The sequence below is a fragment of the Enterobacter sp. FW301-JW81 genome (assembly GCF_058788735.1).
In genome coordinates this window covers 204,304-222,114 of the sequence record NZ_JBYTBA010000002.1, presented here as the reverse complement: position 1 = coordinate 222,114, position 17,811 = coordinate 204,304, and the positions used below count along the sequence as shown (strand labels likewise).

General features: G+C 53.7%; 16 protein-coding genes and 2 tRNA genes. 10 read left to right on the top strand and 8 right to left on the bottom strand.

Annotation, left to right across the window (positions count from 1 at the left end):
• The first annotated feature begins 143 nt into the window (after positions 1-143).
• Both lpxP and ypdK read left to right on the top strand, forming a co-directional pair.
• Positions 144-1,064 (top strand): kdo(2)-lipid IV(A) palmitoleoyltransferase, encoded by a 921-nt coding sequence (gene lpxP / locus AC3WOK_RS08015; protein ID WP_173829315.1) that lies wholly within the window; start codon positions 144-146, stop codon positions 1,062-1,064.
• A gap of 358 nt (positions 1,065-1,422) precedes the next feature.
• Complete coding sequence (gene ypdK, locus AC3WOK_RS08010; protein WP_099458937.1) at positions 1,423-1,494, top strand: membrane protein YpdK; 72 nt, start codon at positions 1,423-1,425, stop codon at positions 1,492-1,494.
• Between the two features lie 52 nt (positions 1,495-1,546).
• Here ypdK and alaC read toward each other — a convergent pair whose 3' ends face one another.
• Both alaC and AC3WOK_RS08000 read right to left on the bottom strand, forming a co-directional pair.
• On the bottom strand, positions 1,547-2,785 hold the full coding sequence (gene alaC / locus AC3WOK_RS08005; RefSeq protein WP_047346661.1) for an alanine transaminase: 1,239 nt from the start codon (positions 2,783-2,785) through the stop codon (positions 1,547-1,549).
• An 18-nt stretch (positions 2,786-2,803) separates the two neighbouring features.
• On the bottom strand, positions 2,804-3,142 hold the full coding sequence (locus tag AC3WOK_RS08000) for a hypothetical protein (protein ID WP_492354304.1): 339 nt from the start codon (positions 3,140-3,142) through the stop codon (positions 2,804-2,806).
• A 29-nt stretch (positions 3,143-3,171) separates the two neighbouring features.
• On the opposite strand from AC3WOK_RS08000, the gene AC3WOK_RS07995 reads away from it, so the two are divergent.
• Entirely contained in the window at positions 3,172-4,878 is a 1,707-nt protein-coding gene (locus AC3WOK_RS07995; protein ID WP_059312878.1) for a sensor histidine kinase, read from the top strand.
• Positions 4,879-4,881: 3 nt separating this feature from the next.
• Positions 4,882-5,613: a LytR/AlgR family response regulator transcription factor gene (locus tag AC3WOK_RS07990; protein WP_063427989.1), complete on the top strand. Its 732-nt coding sequence runs from the start codon at positions 4,882-4,884 to the stop codon at positions 5,611-5,613.
• A 35-nt stretch (positions 5,614-5,648) separates the two neighbouring features.
• Here AC3WOK_RS07990 and glk read toward each other — a convergent pair whose 3' ends face one another.
• Entirely contained in the window at positions 5,649-6,614 is a 966-nt protein-coding gene (gene glk / locus AC3WOK_RS07985; protein WP_063427987.1) for a glucokinase, read from the bottom strand.
• A 206-nt stretch (positions 6,615-6,820) separates the two neighbouring features.
• Between glk and AC3WOK_RS07980 the strand changes: the two genes are divergently transcribed.
• Positions 6,821-8,056: an ion channel protein gene (locus tag AC3WOK_RS07980; RefSeq protein ID WP_059312880.1), complete on the top strand. Its 1,236-nt coding sequence runs from the start codon at positions 6,821-6,823 to the stop codon at positions 8,054-8,056.
• On the opposite strand, the gene ipdC is transcribed toward AC3WOK_RS07980, so the two are convergent.
• The gene (gene ipdC / locus AC3WOK_RS07975; protein WP_059312881.1) at positions 8,057-9,715 is read right to left on the bottom strand and encodes an indolepyruvate decarboxylase; all 1,659 of its coding nucleotides are present in this window, start codon (positions 9,713-9,715) and stop codon (positions 8,057-8,059) included.
• Positions 9,716-9,900: 185 nt separating this feature from the next.
• Between ipdC and mgrA the strand changes: the two genes are divergently transcribed.
• Positions 9,901-10,899 carry an L-glyceraldehyde 3-phosphate reductase gene (mgrA, locus tag AC3WOK_RS07970; RefSeq protein ID WP_059312882.1) on the top strand — a complete coding sequence of 333 codons (999 nt, stop codon included), beginning with the start codon at positions 9,901-9,903 and terminating at the stop codon, positions 10,897-10,899.
• A gap of 127 nt (positions 10,900-11,026) precedes the next feature.
• Positions 11,027-11,371 (top strand): DUF2502 domain-containing protein, encoded by a 345-nt coding sequence (locus AC3WOK_RS07965; RefSeq protein WP_047346668.1) that lies wholly within the window; start codon positions 11,027-11,029, stop codon positions 11,369-11,371.
• A 31-nt stretch (positions 11,372-11,402) separates the two neighbouring features.
• On the opposite strand, the gene AC3WOK_RS07960 is transcribed toward AC3WOK_RS07965, so the two are convergent.
• Positions 11,403-12,641, bottom strand: coding sequence for an Nramp family divalent metal transporter (locus AC3WOK_RS07960; protein WP_059312883.1), 1,239 nt, complete (start codon positions 12,639-12,641; stop codon positions 11,403-11,405).
• A 349-nt stretch (positions 12,642-12,990) separates the two neighbouring features.
• On the opposite strand from AC3WOK_RS07960, the gene AC3WOK_RS07955 reads away from it, so the two are divergent.
• The gene (locus tag AC3WOK_RS07955; RefSeq protein ID WP_014884725.1) at positions 12,991-14,178 is read left to right on the top strand and encodes a NupC/NupG family nucleoside CNT transporter; all 1,188 of its coding nucleotides are present in this window, start codon (positions 12,991-12,993) and stop codon (positions 14,176-14,178) included.
• A 43-nt stretch (positions 14,179-14,221) separates the two neighbouring features.
• Here the strand turns inward: AC3WOK_RS07955 and AC3WOK_RS07950 are convergent, their stop codons facing one another.
• The 3 genes from AC3WOK_RS07950 to AC3WOK_RS07940 form a co-directional block, all read right to left on the bottom strand.
• On the bottom strand, positions 14,222-16,411 hold the full coding sequence (locus AC3WOK_RS07950) for an EAL domain-containing protein (protein ID WP_063427979.1): 2,190 nt from the start codon (positions 16,409-16,411) through the stop codon (positions 14,222-14,224).
• A gap of 213 nt (positions 16,412-16,624) precedes the next feature.
• Positions 16,625-16,700, bottom strand: a tRNA-Ala gene (locus AC3WOK_RS07945).
• Positions 16,701-16,741: 41 nt separating this feature from the next.
• Positions 16,742-16,817: transfer RNA gene (locus AC3WOK_RS07940), tRNA-Ala, on the bottom strand.
• 217 nt (positions 16,818-17,034) lie between these two features.
• On the opposite strand from AC3WOK_RS07940, the gene AC3WOK_RS07935 reads away from it, so the two are divergent.
• Complete coding sequence (locus AC3WOK_RS07935) at positions 17,035-17,397, top strand: YfeC-like transcriptional regulator (RefSeq protein ID WP_059312885.1); 363 nt, start codon at positions 17,035-17,037, stop codon at positions 17,395-17,397.
• A gap of 1 nt (position 17,398) precedes the next feature.
• Entirely contained in the window at positions 17,399-17,782 is a 384-nt protein-coding gene (locus AC3WOK_RS07930) for a YfeC-like transcriptional regulator (protein WP_059312886.1), read from the top strand.
• The last annotated feature ends 29 nt before the right edge of the window (positions 17,783-17,811 follow it).

Sequence of the window (17,811 nt, the reverse complement as noted above, 5' to 3'; positions counted from 1 at the left end):
TATGCCGCCCACCCAATGTCAGCTATGGCCAGGTAACGCCGTAAAGATCGGTAAAGCCTGCAACCATGACCTTGTACTACGGTCTAATAGGCACGTGGTATCGCATTAAGCGTTACTTTCACCGGCTCTACATAGGTTTCTCTATTTTGTCTCAATCCAATTTCAAACGCGCATTTTTGCATCCGCGTTACTGGTTTACATGGTTTGGCCTTGGCTTACTGTGGTTGCTGGTACAGCTTCCTTATCCGGTGATCCGCTTACTGGGTTCAAGACTCGGCAGCACATCCCGCTTTTTCCTGAAACGTCGCGAATCCATCGCGCGTAAAAATATTGAGCTTTGCTTTCCACAATACAATGCCGAGGAGCGCGAGAAGCTCATCGCTGAAAACTTCAAGTCTATCGGCATGGCGCTGCTTGAAACCGGCATGGCCTGGTTCTGGCCGGATGAGCGCGTCCGCAAGTGGTTTGATGTGGAAGGCCTGGATAACCTTAAACGCGCGCAGATGCAAAATCGTGGCGTGATGGTCGTCGGCGTTCACTTTATGTCGCTGGAACTCGGTGGCCGCGTGATGGGTCTGTGTCAGCCAATGATGGCCACCTACCGCCCTCACAACAGTGCGCTGATGGAGTGGGTTCAGACCCGTGGCCGCATGCGTTCCAATAAGGCGATGATCAGCCGTAATAACCTGCGCGGTATGGTCGGCGCCCTGAAGAAAGGTGAGGCCGTCTGGTTTGCACCCGATCAGGATTATGGACGTAAGGGCAGCAGCTTTGCACCGTTCTTCGCGGTTAAAGACGTTGCGACGACCAACGGCACCTTTGTCATTTCGCGTCTGTCGGGCGCTTCCATGTTGACCGTGACGATGGTGAGAAAAGCGGATAAATCAGGCTATCGTCTGCACATCTCCCCCGAAATGGCTAACTATCCGGAAAACGAGTGCGAAGCCGCAGCGTTTATCAACAAGGTCATCGAAACCGAAATCATGCGTGCGCCGGAGCAGTATCTCTGGATGCATCGTCGTTTCAAAACGCGCCCGCTCGGCGAAGCCTCGCTCTACATTTAAGCGCTTTATGAAGGTTAGTTTCGCTAAGAAACTAACCTTTTCAATCACCTGCCATCCTGCTGCAAAACCGTCTTTCTGTGCGTCGCTCAAAGTGAATTTATTGCGTTACGAAATCAAACTGTCGCCGTTCCACGACACTCGTAAGTGACGGAAATTATTTAAAAAAATCCCTCTTGTCACCCCCTATTTTTAGGCGTACATTAGCGCCGTCTGGCATCAGGAAAGCACAGAATTCTGAGCTGGGGTCGGCGGCGTAACGGGAAAATTCTCATTTCCGTTTTGACCGGATTTCAGTTCTCTATACTCAGGTGGACTCTGTTTTTAAATGCGTACCACAAGATACGCGGAGCGATGAAACGTGAAATATTTCTTTATGGGCATTTCGGTGATTGTTTTAGTCTGGGCCGGAACCTTTGCCCTGATGATCTAGTGAAGAACATGCTGTCAAAAAAACAGGAGCCATCGGCTCCTGTTTTTTTATGTCATGACGACGCGGGGGTTTCAGCGACGCTCTTTGAGGAGAGCAGCCCGTCGGCCCGGAACATGCTCTTGATGCCCCTCACCGCCTGACGAATACGGTCGCTGTTTTCGATCAGGGCAAATCGCACATGGGTGTCGCCGTAATCACCAAAGCCAATGCCCGGTGACACACACACCTTCGCGTCCTGGAGCAGTTTTTTGGCAAACTCCAGGGACCCCATCGCCGCGTACGGCTCAGGAATTTTAGCCCAGACGTACATGGACGCTTTCGGCATTTCTACCATCCAGCCCGCTTCATGTAACCCTTTTACCAGCACGTCGCGGCGGCGCTTATACTGGGCAGCAATCTCGTGAACGCATTGCTGATCGCCCTCCAGAGCAGCGATAGCGGCAACCTGGAGCGGCGTGAAGGTGCCGTAGTCGTGGTAACTCTTAATACGCGCCAGTGCATTCACCAGCGTTTTGTTACCCACCATAAAGCCAATACGCCAGCCCGCCATGTTGTAGCTTTTCGACAGGGTAAAGAACTCTACCGCCACGTCACGCGCGCCCGGGACCTGCATAATCGACGGAGCTTTCCAGCCGTCATAGACGATGTCAGCATAGGCCAGATCGTGGACCACCAGCACGTCATAACGCTTCGCCAGCGCGACCACTTTCTCGAAGAAATCGAGCTCCACGCACTGGGCCGTTGGGTTCGACGGGAAACCGAGGATCATCATCTTGGGTTTCGGATAACTTTCGCGAATCGCGCGTTCCAGCTCGTTAAAGAAATCGACACCTTCCACCAGCGGCACGGAACGGACCTGCGCCCCGGCAATGACCGCGCCGTAGATATGAATTGGGTAGCTGGGATTCGGGACCAGAACCGTATCGCCATGATCCAGGGTGGCCAGCATCAGGTGTGCCAGCCCCTCTTTCGAGCCGATGGTAACAATGGCTTCACTTTCAGGATCGATATCAACCTGATAGCGATCCTGATACCAGCGCGAGATCGCGCGACGTAACCTGGGAATACCGCGAGACGTTGAGTAGCCATGGGTATCCGGGCGCTGGGCAACCGTGCAAAGTTTCTCAACAATGTGCGGTGGCGTTGGGCCGTCAGGGTTACCCATACTAAAATCGATAATATCTTCGCCGCGCCGACGCGCAGCCATCTTCAGCTCAGCGGTGATGTTGAAAACGTAAGGGGGGAGACGATCGATACGCGTAAAACGGCGTTCAGGACTGAATTCAGCCATAGATTCCTCAGATTAACGTTAGCGCCCGGACCGTCCGAGCGACGCTGCCACTGATGTGGCGTGTTTAGAAAATAACCTGAAAAAAATCATGCTGTCGAGAGGGAAATGAAAAAAAAGCGCTCGCAGGAAAACCGGAACCCGACTGCGTCTAAAAGCGGAAGCCTTTGTTTGAAGAACGCCTGTCTGGTAGCGGTTATTTAACATGATGATATCAAACCAGTTACCAGATGCCGCGCCGACAATAAAAAACCGGGACGCGTCAATCCCCGGAAGATAATCCCCTTTGTAAATTATGGTTTTTCCCCATTTGATAAACCTGACGGATAGCTGGTCAATCCGCACCAGGTTTTTTATCATGGTTCTTTCCCGTTTTCCCAGGTCTACTCGTGCACGAAATATTCACTATGCTGCTGGCGGTTTTTGACCGTGCGGCATTAATGCTGATTTGCCTGTTTTTCCTTATCCGCATTCGCCTTTTTCGCGAGCTGCTGCACAAATCTGCACACTCGCCAAAAGAGCTGCTGGCCGTTACCGCCATCTTTTCGCTGTTCGCCCTGTTCAGCACCTGGTCCGGCGTGCCGGTAGAGGGGTCGCTGGTGAACGTGCGCATTATCGCCGTCATGTCCGGCGGGATTTTGTTTGGTCCGTGGGTGGGCGTTATCACCGGTCTGATTGCCGGGACCCATCGCTACCTGATTGATATCGGTGGCGTAACGGCGGTGCCATGCTTTATCACCAGCATTATCGCCGGGGTGTTGTCCGGCTGGATCAGCCGCAAAATCCCGAAAAAACAGCGCTGGCGCGCCGGGATCGTCGCGGGCATGGTGTGCGAAACGCTGACCATGATCCTGGTGGTCGTCTGGGCCCCCACCACCGCACTGGGGCTGGATATCGTCTCGAAAATCGGTATTCCGATGATCCTCGGCAGCGTCTGCATCGGTTTTATTGTGCTGCTGGTGCAGAGCGTAGAAGGGGAAAAAGAGGCCAGCGCCGCACGTCAGGCTAAGCTGGCGCTGGATATCGCCAACAAAACGCTGCCGCTTTTCCGCCACGTTAACGCGGAATCGCTGCGTCAGGTCTGCGAGATTATTCGCCACGACATCCATGCTGATGCCGTCGCCATTACCAATATCGACCACGTTCTGGCCTACGTCGGCGTGGGGGAACATAACTATCGCGACAATGATGACACCATAAGCCCGACCACCCGACAGGCGATTAACTACGGGAAAATAATTATTAAAAACAATGACGAAGCCCACAGAACGCCTGAAATCCACTCCATGCTGGTGATCCCGCTGTGGGAGAAAGGCGTCGTGACGGGCACGCTGAAAATTTATTATTGTCACGCGCATCAGATCACCTCCTCACTGCAGGAGATGGCCATTGGCCTGTCGCAGATTATCTCTACCCAGCTTGAAGTTTCGCGGGCCGAGCAACTGCGTGAGATGGCAAATAAGGCAGAGCTGCGCGCGCTGCAGAGCAAAATCAATCCTCATTTCCTGTTTAACGCCCTGAACGCTATCTCCTCTTCCATACGTCTTAATCCGGACACCGCGCGCCAGCTGATCTTCAACCTGTCGCGCTATCTGCGCTACAACATTGAGCTGAAAGATGACGAGCAGATCGACATCAAAAAAGAGCTGTATCAAATCAAAGACTACATCGCGATTGAGCAGGCGCGCTTTGGTGACAAACTCACGGTCATTTACGATATTGACGAAGAGGTCAACTGCGTGATCCCGAGCCTGCTTATCCAGCCGCTGGTCGAAAACGCAATCGTACACGGTATACAGCCCTGTAAAGGTAAAGGCGTCGTCACCATCAGCATCACCGAAAGCGGCAACCGCGTGCGCATTGCCGTGCGCGATACCGGCCACGGGATTGATCCAAAAGTCATCGAGCGCGTGGAGTCTAACGAGATGCCCGGGAATAAAATCGGCCTGCTGAACGTGCACCACCGGGTTAAACTGCTTTACGGCGACGGACTGCATATTCACCGTCTTGAACCGGGCACCGAAATTGCCTTTTACGTCCCGAATGAACGCTCTCTCGTTCATTCGACGACATCGCTGTTACCCCATGTGGAGTAACCCATGAAAGTCATCATCGTAGAAGATGAATTCCTGGCTCAACAGGAGCTAACCTGGCTTATCAAAACCCACAGCCAGATGGAGATCGTGGGCACCTTTGATGATGGTCTGGACGTGCTGAAGTTCCTGCAGCATAACCGGGTCGACGCCATTTTCCTGGATATTAATATCCCGTCGCTGGATGGCGTATTGCTGGCGCAAAACATCAATCAGTTTGCCCATAAGCCGTTTATCGTTTTCGTCACCGCGTGGAAAGAGCACGCCGTGGAGGCTTTTGAGCTGGAGGCATTTGACTATATTCTGAAGCCTTATCAGGAGTCGCGGATTGTCAGCATGCTGCAAAAGCTGGAGGCCGCATGGCAGCAGCTAGCTGCGCCCGCGAACGCCAGCCCAGCGGTGCGGGAAAACGACACCATAAACCTGGTCAAAGATGAGCGCATCATCGTGACGCCGGTCAATGACATCTACTATGCCGAAGCCCATGAAAAGATGACGTTTGTCTATACGCGGCGGGAATCTTACGTGATGGCGATGAACATCACCGAATTTTGCAGCAAGCTGCCGGCGGCACACTTTTTCCGCTGTCACCGTTCGTTCTGCGTGAATTTAAACAAGATCCGCGAGATCGAACCGTGGTTTAACAACACCTATATTTTGCGCCTGAAAGATCTGGATTTTCAGGTGCCGGTGAGCCGCAGCAAGGTGAAAGAGTTCCGCCAGTTGATGCACCTGTAAAGAAAGCGCCCCCTCCTGCCGGAGAGGGCTCTGTTTCAGAGGATTTGACCGAGAACCTGACGCAGGTGGGCACCCGAGCCAAGCAGGCCTGGGTTATCATGCACGATCAGATAAACCGGAATGTCCTGCACATAGCTTCTGAAACGGCCTTTATCTTCAAACCCGCCGCGGAAGCCTGAGGCTTTAAAGAAGTCAAGGAAGCGCGGTACGATCCCGCCCGCAATATAGACGCCGCCGAAGGTCCCCAGCGTCAGCGCCAGGTTACCGCCGAAACGTCCCATGATTACGCAAAACAGCGACAGCGCGCGGCGGCAGTCAATGCAGCTGTCCGCCAGCGCGCGTTCGGTGACGTCTTTCGGCTGCAGGTTTTCCGGCAGGCGACCGTCCGATTTCACAATCGCACGGTACAGGTTCACCAGCCCCGGACCGGAGAGCACGCGCTCGGCGGAGACGTGGCCGATCTCAGCGCGTAATTCTTCGAGGATAATGCCCTCTTCTTCGCTGTTTGGCGCAAAGTCCACGTGGCCGCCTTCACCCGGCAGGCTCACCCAGCGCTGAGCCACATGCACCAGATGCGAAACGCCCAGACCTGTACCGGCCCCGTAAACCGCAATCGGCTTGCCTTCGACCGGTTCGGCGCCGCCAAACTGGATCAGATGCTCTGGCTTCAGCATCGGGATCGCCATGGACACCGCGGTGAAGTCATTGATGATTTCAAGATGCGCAAAACCGAGGTTTTTTTTCATCTCGGCGATGGAGAATGCCCAGGTATGGTTGGTCATTGCGACCCAGTCGCCGGTTATCGGGCAGGCGATCGCGATGCAGCCGTCTTCAACGCTCACCTGCTGCTCTTCCAGGTAGACGCGGACAACGGCCTCAAGGCTTGGATAATCCAGTCCTGAGTAGGTTTTCGCCCGGGAAATTTCACCGCTACTTACATCGCATAATGCGAGGCGCGCGTTCGTGCCGCCCACATCGCCTACCAAAGCATACTTTGTCATTCTTCTACTGCTCCGCTAAAGTCAGAATAAATCTTTTGGGACACTGTAAGTTCAAGGCGTGATAACAACAACGACCGGAAGGTGAATGCCCATGGATTATCGATCTTCGTCACAGAATAACTTTACCGTTTCAGCACCTTTTGCACTATTGCCATAAAGCTGATTGTGCAAAGTAACGTCATTGCGTTTTGTACAAGGAAATCATCATGCTCCACCCGCGAGCCAGAACCATGCTGTTGCTGGCCATTCCGGCGTTAATCATTGGCGTGGCCTCAAGCCTGGTGCTCATTGTCGTGATGAAAGTCGCGTCGGTGCTGCAAACGATGTTATGGACAGCGCTTCCGGTAAAACTGGGCGTTACCGCTGATTCCTCTGCCTGGATCATCCTGATGCTGACGTTGACCGGCATTGCGGTGGGCCTGGTCATCCGTTTTAGTCCCGGGCATGCCGGCCCCGATCCGGCGCAGGAACCGCTGATTGGTGCCCCGGTACCTCCTTCCGCGCTGCCGGGGCTGATTGTTGCGTTGATTATCGGCCTGGCAGGCGGCGTTAGCCTGGGGCCTGAGCATCCGATTATGGCGGTGAATATTGGCCTGGCAGTTTTCCTCGGTTCACGCATTTTGCCCCGCGTTGGCGCGCTGGACTGGACCATCCTCGCCTCAGCAGGCACCATTGGGGCGCTTTTCGGCACGCCCGTTGCCGCGGCACTGATCTTTTCCCAGACGCTCAGCAGCAATAACGATGTTCCGCTCTGGGATAAACTGTTTGCTCCGCTGATGGCCGCAGCCGCCGGGGCGCTGACGACCAGCCTGTTTTTCCATCCCCATTTTTCCCTCTCCCTGCCCCACTACGGCCAGATGCAGATAGCCGATATTTTCAGCGGCGCCGTCGTTGTCGCGATTGCCATCGCGCTGGGCATGGTGGCGGTATGGTGCCTTCCACGCCTGCACCGGCTAATGCATAAACTCAAGCACCCGGTATTGATTCTGGGTATCGGCGGTTTGATTCTCGGGGTTTTAGGGGCAATCGGCGGGAAGGTGACGCTGTTTAAAGGTCTGGACGAGATGCAGCAGCTGGCTTTTAGCCAGGTGTTTAGCGTATCGGATTATCTGCTGTTTGCCGTGATAAAACTGGCCGCGCTGGTGGTGGCTGCGGCCTGCGGTTTCCGCGGCGGACGCATCTTCCCGGCGGTCTTTGTCGGCGTAGCGCTGGGGCTGATGCTGCACGAACACGTCGATGCCGTTCCGGCAGCGATTACCGTTTCCTGCTCAATTCTGGGGCTGGTGCTGGTGGTCACGCGCGATGCCTGGCTGAGCCTGTTTATGGCCGCCGTAGTGGTACCGGATACCACCCTCATCCCGCTACTTTGCATCGTGATGTTGCCCGCCTGGCTCCTGCTGGCGGGCAAACCGATGATGATGGCCTGGCGAAACGACAGGTGATCAGGCGCTGTTGCGCGCTTCCAGCGCTTTAGTAAGCGCACCCAGCAGCGGCGGTATGTCTGCTTTCGGCAGCATCACCTCAATCAGCGAGAGCCGCTCGTGGTGCGCTACTTTTTCAAGGACGTCCGCCAGCTGCTCCGCCTCGCTGACCCGCCAGCACTGGGCCTGAGGATCGAGGCTAAGCGCCTGCGGAATTTGCGTCCAGTTCCACAGCGCAATGTCGTTATATCGCTGCTCTGGTCCGTGGATTGCCCTTTCCACCGTATACCCTTCGTTGTTAAGAACCAGAATGATGGGGCGCTGTTTATCCCGCAGCATCGAGCCGAGCTCCTGGATGGTGAGCTGCGCCGCGCCGTCCCCCGTCAGCACAATCACGCGCCGGTTCGGGCAGGCCGTTTGCGCGCCGAATGCCGCTGCCAGCGTGTAGCCAATCGACCCCCACAGCGGCTGGACGATAAAGTTCACGTCTGCCGGAAGTCGAAGATCGATCGCGCCGAAGGCCGAAGTGCCCTGATCCGCAAGAATAATGTCTCCCGGGCGAATAAACGTTTGCAGCGTTCTCCAGAAATTCTCCTGCGTCAGCGAGCCGTCCGGCTGCGGGTAGGCCATTGCACTTTGAGACGACGGCGCAGGCGTACCGTGCACGTGCTGCTTGCACAGTTCCACCAGCGTCTCAATCGCCTGAAGCATAGGAATACCGGTAAACCAGATATCCCCGACGCGGGCGGCATGAGGCTGAACTTCTATCGTTTGCGACGGGGTCAACTGGTGAGTGAAGCCAGCGGTCAGGGTATCGGTAAATCGCGTGCCGATGCACAGCACCGTATCCGCCCCTTCAATCGCCTCTTTTACCGCGCCGGCGCTTGCCGAACCGCTGTACGTCCCGTAAAAACCCGCGTGACGCTCGTCAAATATGCCTTTGCCCATCAGCATGGTGGCGTGCGCCATCGGCACTTCTTTGACCCATTTCTGTAGTGCATGTTTCAGTCCATGGCGCAGGACAAGGAAATCGGCCAGCAGCGCAGTACGCTTGCTCATGGCCAGCTTGCTCTCGGCGGCATCCCGGAACGCCTTCAGGCAAGCGCTATCGGCATGCGCATGCCTGAGAGTGAGAGCGTTTACAGGAGGCGTGGCGGCTTTTTTTGCCACATCGGCAGGCATCATCAGATAGCCGGGGCGACGTTCCCGGAGCATGGTAGTTAACACCCGATCAATCTCATAGCAGGCGTTTTGTTCGGTCAGGATCGCCTGTGCGGCAGTGATCGGTTCGCTCATATGGTAAAAGTGACGAAACTCACCGTCGCCCAACGTATGGTGCAGCAGTTCCCCTCGCTGCTGTGACGCCATGCCTGGCGCCCCCACAATATGCAGTACCGGCACGTGCTCGGCATAGCTGCCCGCAATGCCGTTCATGGCGCTTAACTCTCCTACGCCAAATGTCGTCAGCAGCGCGGCGAAGCCCTTACATCGGGCATATCCGTCAGCGGCATAAGAGGCATTTAACTCGTTGGCACAGCCCACCCAACAGATATCTGGGCTGTCTATCACGTGGTCGAGAAACTGCAGGTTATAGTCGCCCGGCACGCCAAACAGATGATCGGCTCCACAATCTGTAAGACGGTCCAGCAGGTAATCGGCGACGCAGTATGGGGTACGCATGAACAGGTATCCTTCTAATGTTGACCTCACCTTGAGTATTAAAGAAGCGTGATGGCTGTCCAGAATTGGCGCTAAGAAGGGTATGGAAAGAATGCTTTACAAAAAATGCTGCGCTATGCTGCTTTTTTTCACGTTAATGTAAACGCATACACTGATTTTTCTCTTCAGCGCCAGAGGTCATAAGAATGGGTTATCAGCCGAACAAAAGTCGTTATCAGACAATGGAGTATCGCCGCTGCGGGCAAAGCGGACTCAGATTGCCCGCCATCTCGCTTGGGCTGTGGCATAATTTTGGCGATACCACGCTTATCGAAAACAGCCGTCAACTTTTACAGCGCGCGTTCGATCTGGGTATTACGCATTTCGACCTTGCCAACAACTATGGCCCGCCACCGGGATCCGCCGAACGTAATTTCGGACGGATTTTGCAGGAGGATTTTCTGCCCTGGCGCGACGAGCTGATCGTTTCAACCAAAGCGGGGTATACCATGTGGGATGGCCCGTATGGCGACTGGGGGTCACGCAAATACCTGCTGGCAAGCCTGGATCAAAGCCTGAAGCGCATGGGGCTGGAGTATGTAGATATCTTTTATCACCACCGTCCCGACCCACAAACGCCGCTGCTGGAAACCATGAAAGCGCTTGACCACGCGGTGCGTCAGGGAAAAGCCCTGTATGTCGGGTTATCCAACTACCCGGCCGATCTGGCCCGCCAGGCGATTGATATCCTTAATGACCTCGGAACCCCCTGCCTGATCCACCAGCCGAAATACTCCATGTTTGAGCGTGCACCGGAAGCGGGATTGCTGGACGTATTGCAGGAAAAAGGGGTTGGCTGTATTCCCTTCTCGCCGCTGGCCGGGGGACAACTGACCAACCGCTATCTGGACGGCATTCCCGCAGACTCCCGCGCGGCAAGCGGCAGTAAGTTCCTCAATCCGGAGCAGATTACCGAAGAGAAGCTGGAGAAGGTAAGACAACTTAACGCGCTGGCGGAAGGCAGAGGCCAGAAGCTGTCGCAGATGGCGCTGGCCTGGATATTACGCCACGAATCGGTGACGTCTGTACTGATTGGCGCGAGCAAAGTCGCCCAGATTGACGATGCCGCGGGTATGCTGGAAAACCGCCATTTCTCCGCCGAAGAGCTGGCCCGTATTGAAGCCATCCTGAGCGGCTCAAAATAAAATCACTTTTAGCAAAAAGTGCTCTCACTCAGGAATTCGGAGTTGAGGCGATGAAACGAGCCTTTACCAACTCGTAATATTGCGTTAACAGGCCCATCAAAGGCCCCGATCGTGAAGGAGAAAGAGTATGTTCAGGTCACTGATTCTTGCAGCGGTATTACTGGCTTCATCAGCCCCGCTGATCGCCACTGCGGGCGAAATCACCCTGTTGCCATCAGTAAAATTACAAATTGGCGATCGTGACGACTACGGCAGATACTGGGACGGTGGCTACTGGCGCGACCGTGACTACTGGCATCGTCACTATGAGTGGCGCGGCGATCGCTGGTGGAAACATGATAACGGCAGACACCGTGGCTGGTATAAAGACAAAGCGTATGAGCGCGGTTACCGTGAAGGCTGGAACGATCGTGACGACCGCCGCGGCGGCTGGGGTCACGGCAAAGGCCATGGTCACGGCCATCATCACTAATCAAAAAGGCGCCCCGCGGCGCCTTTTTTTGTTAAAGCCCCAGCGCGGTTCCAATCAACAGCCACAGGTTCAATGCCACCACCACCACCACAATGGCCCATCCGGCCCGTTTTACCAGCGTTGAGTTGACCAGCTCGCCCATCAGGGTTTTGTTGCTGGTAAAGATCAGCAGCGGCACCAGCGCCAGCGCGATACCAAAGCTCAGCAATACCTGGCTCATAACCAGAATTCGTGTGGGATCGAGCCCCATCAGAATCACGATAAATGACGGCAGCATGGTGACGGAGCGACGCACCCACAGCGGAATATGGAACCGGACAAATCCCTGCATCACCACCTGGCCTGCCAGCGTGCCCACCACCGTCGAAGACAGACCGGCGGCCACCAGGCTCAAACCAAATATCGTGGCGGCTGCATGGCTCAGCAGCGGCTCCAGCGTGAGATAAGCCTGGTCAAGATCGGCGATGCCGGTATGGCCGTTAAAGTGGAAAGCGGCGGCTGCGGTAGCCATCATCGCCAGATTCACAAACCCCGCGATGGTCATGGCGATAGCCACATCCCACTTGGTTGCGGAATAACGTTCTTTACGCGTCCCACCGTGGAGATGCTGGGTCAGGGAGGAGTGCAGGTAAATCACATGCGGCATGATGGTCGCCCCCAACACCCCGGCGGCCAGGAACACCGCTTCCGAGGTTGGCAGGCTTGGGATCACCATCCCTTTACCGAGCTGCGCCAGATTCGGTTGGGAGAAAATCAGCTCGACGATGTAGGCCGCCGCGACAAACAGCAGCAGACCACCGATGACCTTCTCCAGCGGTTTTTGACCGCGACGCTGCAGCATCAGGATCAGGAATGTGGCAATCCCGGTCAGTACCGCCCCCTGCAACAGCGACACGCCCAGAATCAGCTTAAAGCCGATCGCCGCGCCGATAAATTCAGCGAGGTCCGTTGCCATGGCGATGATTTCCGCCTGAACCCAGTAGAGCCAGACGGCCGGACGCGGATAATGGTCGCGAATTTGCTCCGCCAGGTTTTTACCGGTGGCAATCCCCAGCTTTGCGGAGAGCATCTGAATCAGCATTGCCATCAGGTTAGCCCAGACAACCACCCACAGCAGCTTATAGCCGAAGCTGGCCCCGGCCTGAATGTTGGTCGCAAAGTTACCTGGATCGATATAGCCAATAGCAGCGATGAACGCAGGTCCCATTAATGCGAACCGCAACTTGCGCGCTGCTCTGCTACTGCTACCCTCTACGCGACTGTTTGTCATTTCTGCCTCTGAAATATAGCCTTTGCTATGTTTAATGCTATCAAAATGAGAATGATTATCAAGATCATTTGCGAAGTTTACAGTGATTTCTCTGATAGCTGTGAACGATAGACGGGCGGGTAAGCGGGGGCGATTTAACAGAAAGCGAAATCGCGCGCTCTTTTGTGAAGACTAGCACACAAACTTAACTTTTCACTCATTTACCTAACATAACAAAAATGTATTGTGGATCACTATTTTTGAGACTCGTCACAGGATGTAACTATAGTGTGTCCTTGATCTCGTTTTCTTTTCGCTTGTTACATAGAATGTGCACGAAAATTAAACCTGCCTCATATTTGGAGCAAATATGGACCGCGTCCTTCATTTTGTCCTGGCACTTGTTGTCGTTACTGCACTTGCATTGCTGGTCAGCACAGACCGCAAAAAAATTCGTATTCGTTATGTTGTCCAGCTGCTGGTCATTGAAGTTTTACTTGCGTGGTTCTTCCTGAACTCCAACGTCGGCCTCGGCTTCGTGAAAGGCTTCTCCGAAATGTTCGAAAAACTGCTCGGATTCGCCAACGAAGGGACGAACTTTGTCTTCGGTAAAATGAACGACGAAGGTCTGGCGTTCTTCTTCCTGAAGGTTCTGTGCCCAATCGTCTTTATCTCCGCGCTTATCGGTATTCTGCAGCACATCCGCGTTCTGCCGTTCGTTATTCGTGGAATTGGTTTCCTGTTATCCAAAGTGAACGGCATGGGTAAGCTGGAATCATTCAACGCCGTAAGTTCCCTGATCCTCGGTCAGTCTGAGAACTTCATCGCGTATAAAGATATTCTCGGCAAAATGTCCCGCAACCGCATGTACACCATGGCAGCAACCGCAATGTCTACCGTTTCCATGTCTATCGTGGGCGCGTATATGACCATGCTGGAGCCGAAGTATGTTGTTGCTGCGCTGGTTCTGAACATGTTCAGCACCTTTATCGTGCTGTCGCTGATCAACCCGTACCGCGTTGACGCCAGCGAAGAAAACATCCAGATGTCCAACCTGCATGAAGGCCAGAGCTTCTTCGAAATGCTGGGTGAATACATCCTGGCCGGTTTCAAAGTGGCGGTTATCGTTGCCGCTATGCTGATCGGCTTCATTGCGCTGATTTCTGCGCTGAACGCCCTGTTCGCTGCGGTGCTGGGTATCTCCTTCCAGGGTATTCTGGGCTACATCTTCTACCCTGTTGCATGGGTGATGGGTGTTCCGGCTCACGAAGCGCTGCAGGTGGGCAGTATCATGGCGACCAAACTGGTTTCTAACGAATTCGTTGCGATGATGGATCTGCAGAAAATCGCCAGCACGCTTTCTCCGCGCGCGGAAGGCATTCTGTCCGTGTTCCTGGTCTCCTTCGCGAACTTCTCGTCCATCGGTATCATCGCCGGTGCGATTAAAGGTCTGAACGAAGAACAGGGTAACGTGGTTTCTCGCTTTGGCCTGAAACTGGTTTACGGTTCTACCCTGGTGAGCGTCCTGTCTGCTTCTATCGCGGCACTGGTTCTGTAACGTTTACCGTTAAAAAAAACCGGGAGCCTGGCTCCCGGTTTTTTTATGCCCGTAATTCTTCCAGCGGTTTGGGTTTGCCTATCAGATACCCCTGCAGGTAGTCCACACCAAAGCGGAGCAGCATCTCGCGCTGCGCCGGTGTTTCTACATATTCAGCAACTACGCACAGCGATTTTGTCTTCGCCAGATTACACATTGATTGCACGATCATCGCATCCATGTCATCGGTACAAATGTCTTTCACAAAGCAGCCGTCAATTTTAATGATGTCCGCCTGCAGGCGTCTGAGGCGCTCATAGTTCGCGTAGCCCGTACCAAAATCATCAATGGCAATCCGGAAACCGTAATCCCGCAGTTGCTGGAGATTGCTGATACTGCTTCCTGAATTAGAGAAGGCCTGCTCCTCGGTGATTTCAAGAACGACGGCCTGAGGCGCGATACCGTACTGCTCAAAGAGCGCGCAAATCTCGCCAGCGACCTCTTTTTGCATCAGCGTTAGCGGCATCAAATTGACGGAGAAGCGGGCACCGGCCTGCGTCGCAGGATGATCGCGCAGCCACGCCAGTAATTTTTCCATGACGTACATATCGAACCGGTGGCTCAGGTTGAACTGGGCAATCAGCGGAATAAAGCGATCGGGGGTAATCATCTCTCCCTCGCTTTCCATACGCGTCAGGATTTCGTAGTAACCGCTGCCGTCGGCCTTCTGGATGGGCTGTGCGTATAAATGGAACTGACCGGCCTCCAGGGCATGCTTAATCCGCGCCAGCATCAGCACGCGCTCTGTCGTTTGTCCTGATGCCGCTTCGAGGCTATTCGTGAGCGCAAGAACGTTGTGCTCGCCGCAGGATTGCTCAGCCAGCCAGCTCAGTTGCCCCAGCGTGTGGTGCAGCTTTTCACCGTTTTCAACCATTCCCCAGGACGCGCCAAACTCGATATCCAGCCCGGTATTGTTCCAGAAAATCTTGCGGCTGTTCAGTCGATCGACCATATGCTGGAGACGTTCAGCGATTCCCGGCCCCAGTAATACCAGCACCAGCTCGCTTCCCGGAAGCTGGAAGAGCGCTTCATCTTTTTGCAGAAGCGGCTGGAGCGACGCGGCAATAGTTCGTTTGCAATGGACCCGCATGAGGATCCCGTAGTGGCGGCTCAAAAACTCCAGGTTATCCATACGCAGAATACTTACTTTTGCATCCGGGTGAATCTCAAGATGATCCTCCAGCGCGCGAATATTGGGCAAACCGGTCAGCGGATCGGTGAGCGCCCTGTTCTGCCATCCCCGCTTCAGCCACTCGCTGCGCTGGTAAATTCGCGACATGTAAAGCAAACAGATGGCGAAAGAGATAAGTACGGAGAGGATAAAGGAGAGCGAATGGCCCGATTCCACCCCGTTAAGAAAGTTGTAGTTGTAGGACAACAGCAGGAGTGCAGATGCGGCCCACAGCAGAGAGATAAGCGCATAGGTCAGGCGACTTATCGCTAAGGTAAAAAGAATAAAAATCAGCGGCATCAAATAGCCCGCAATGACGGGTGATTCAAATGGACCACATAAAATGACGAGAATGAAACTTAAAAGCATCAGCCAGACAAAAATATATAATGAATTCTTGTGGAAAAACACGGGCTTCACGCTTCGCCGCCAGAAGTTCATCGCGTAACGAGGATTAATTATCATTCTTAATGGGTAATAGAACATCATGGTAAAAATCAGCGCCGCGCATATCAGGCTTTGTATATCCACAACGTTATAAATTACCGTTCCTTCGCCGAAAAATGTGGAAATAGTCACCGGAAAATCAAACAAATAGCCCGCCATATACATCGACAGCTTAATACCTATTGGTACGATAAAACCGAGCCAGAATATACGTAAACCGATGTGCTTGTTGGGGATGCAGTAACGCCAACGCTTGCCCAGCATGAGGCGCAGAAGGCCGCACGCCGCGAACAATGCAAAGGTCTGACAAAACAGTAATACTGTATATTGTAGCGGTGCTAAATTAACATAAAATAAATTAGTGACACTAAAACCTAACAAAATGGGAAGAATGGCCCTGCGTCCAAATAGCAGAATTACCGCCAGCATAACGCTTAGCGGTAACCATGCTAAATAAACGTCGTGACCATTTACAATTGCGCGGGGAGAGAGATAACGGGAGATGGGTACCGCAATCAGGCAAAGTGCCAGGGCAATCATAAATATCTTTACATTATTGTAAGTTTTTCTATTCATTAATCAGGGGCGTTATTTTCCGGGGGAATCATTGACCGGATGGATAATAGGTTTATTAATTGCGCGAATCAAGTTCAAGTCTATTTATAGACTGCTTTATTGATATCGATTGAGGTGAGGTACAGGAATATCTTCTTTTTGATAACAAAAAATGGGGACGGGTGTTACAAACAGATAAAAAAACCCTCGTCTTTCGACGAGGGTTTACAATTTTGGTGGAGCTAAGCGGGATCGAACCGCTGACCTCTTGCATGCCATGCAAGCGCTCTCCCAGCTGAGCTATAGCCCCACATGTTACTTTACTGACCGCACTCTGTTGGGTTCAGAGTTTGGTGGAGCTAAGCGGGATCGAACCGCTGACCTCTTGCATGCCATGCAAGCGCTCTCCCAGCTGAGCTATAGCCCCATCGTAAAGCTGTCATGTTGACGGGCGGCATAATATGAATTCCGCTGCGGAGTGTCAACGGCAAAATCAACGGCCGCAGTTCAATCGCCGAAAAATCATGCAAATGAATCACTTTGCGAGCCTTCTCGCAGTCATGAGTTAAGCCTGTCACGTTTTCAGCTAAAACGGTGCTATAAAATGGGCCGTTAATTAACCCTACGAATATTCAGGAAATTGCATGATCAAGGAACGAATGACGCCAGAAGAGTTAGCCCTGCTCACTGGCTATAGCCGCCAGACCATCAATAAATGGGTACGCAAAGAGGGTTGGATTACATCGCCAAAACCAGGAGTCCAGGGCGGGAAAGCGCGCCTGGTGCATGTGAACGAAAAAGTGCGTGACTTTATCCGCAGCGCACGTCGTGCAACGGAGACGTCCGAACTGCCGGCAGGCACCAGCCATGACGGTTCGCTTCACACCCTACTCCTGACGCTGGCCAATGAAATGACGCCGGAAGAGCAGAAGCAGATGACATCGCTGTTGCTGCGGGAAGGGATTACCGGATTATTGCAACGTTTAGGGATTCGCGATCAGAACTGATATGAGAAGATTACGTAGCAAAATGACCACGGAAGAGCTGGCGGAAAGTTTGGGCGTTGCCAGGCAAACGGTTAATCGCTGGATACGCCAGCAGGGATGGAAAACCGAAGGACTCAACGGCGTGAAGGGCGGTCGGGCGCGGCTCATCCATGTTGATGCGCGCGTGAAGGAACATATTATGAGCCTCCCGGCGATCCGAAACCGTCAGGCGGTTTACCATCTCGCTGAAGTCACCTCTTCCTACAGCGAACCATCTTCAAACCTGCGTCCGGGCATTCTTGAGACCCTGGAAAGTATGACTCAGCCAGAGCAGAAGCGTCTGGAAGCCTTTTTGAAACGCGAAGGGATACGCGGTTTTCTTACGCGTCTGGATATTGCTGAATGATACCCATAAAAAAACGGCAGGTAACCCTG

Bases quoted from the DNA above. Each gene is read 5' to 3' on its own strand.
- alaC (WP_047346661.1), bottom strand. From the start codon at position 2,785: ATGGCTGAATTCAGTCCTGAACGCCGTTTTACGCGTATCGATCGTCTC.
- AC3WOK_RS08000 (WP_492354304.1), bottom strand. From the start codon at position 3,142: ATGATAAAAAACCTGGTGCGGATTGACCAGCTATCCGTCAGGTTTATC.
- AC3WOK_RS07990 (WP_063427989.1), top strand. From the start codon at position 4,882: ATGAAAGTCATCATCGTAGAAGATGAATTCCTGGCTCAACAGGAGCTA.
- glk (WP_063427987.1), bottom strand. From the start codon at position 6,614: ATGACAAAGTATGCTTTGGTAGGCGATGTGGGCGGCACGAACGCGCGC.
- AC3WOK_RS07980 (WP_059312880.1), top strand. From the start codon at position 6,821: ATGCTCCACCCGCGAGCCAGAACCATGCTGTTGCTGGCCATTCCGGCG.
- ipdC (WP_059312881.1), bottom strand. From the start codon at position 9,715: ATGCGTACCCCATACTGCGTCGCCGATTACCTGCTGGACCGTCTTACA.
- mgrA (WP_059312882.1), top strand. From the start codon at position 9,901: ATGGGTTATCAGCCGAACAAAAGTCGTTATCAGACAATGGAGTATCGC.
- AC3WOK_RS07965 (WP_047346668.1), top strand. From the start codon at position 11,027: ATGTTCAGGTCACTGATTCTTGCAGCGGTATTACTGGCTTCATCAGCC.
- AC3WOK_RS07960 (WP_059312883.1), bottom strand. From the start codon at position 12,641: ATGACAAACAGTCGCGTAGAGGGTAGCAGTAGCAGAGCAGCGCGCAAG.
- AC3WOK_RS07955 (WP_014884725.1), top strand. From the start codon at position 12,991: ATGGACCGCGTCCTTCATTTTGTCCTGGCACTTGTTGTCGTTACTGCA.
- AC3WOK_RS07950 (WP_063427979.1), bottom strand. From the start codon at position 16,411: ATGAATAGAAAAACTTACAATAATGTAAAGATATTTATGATTGCCCTG.
- AC3WOK_RS07935 (WP_059312885.1), top strand. From the start codon at position 17,035: ATGATCAAGGAACGAATGACGCCAGAAGAGTTAGCCCTGCTCACTGGC.
- AC3WOK_RS07930 (WP_059312886.1), top strand. From the start codon at position 17,399: ATGAGAAGATTACGTAGCAAAATGACCACGGAAGAGCTGGCGGAAAGT.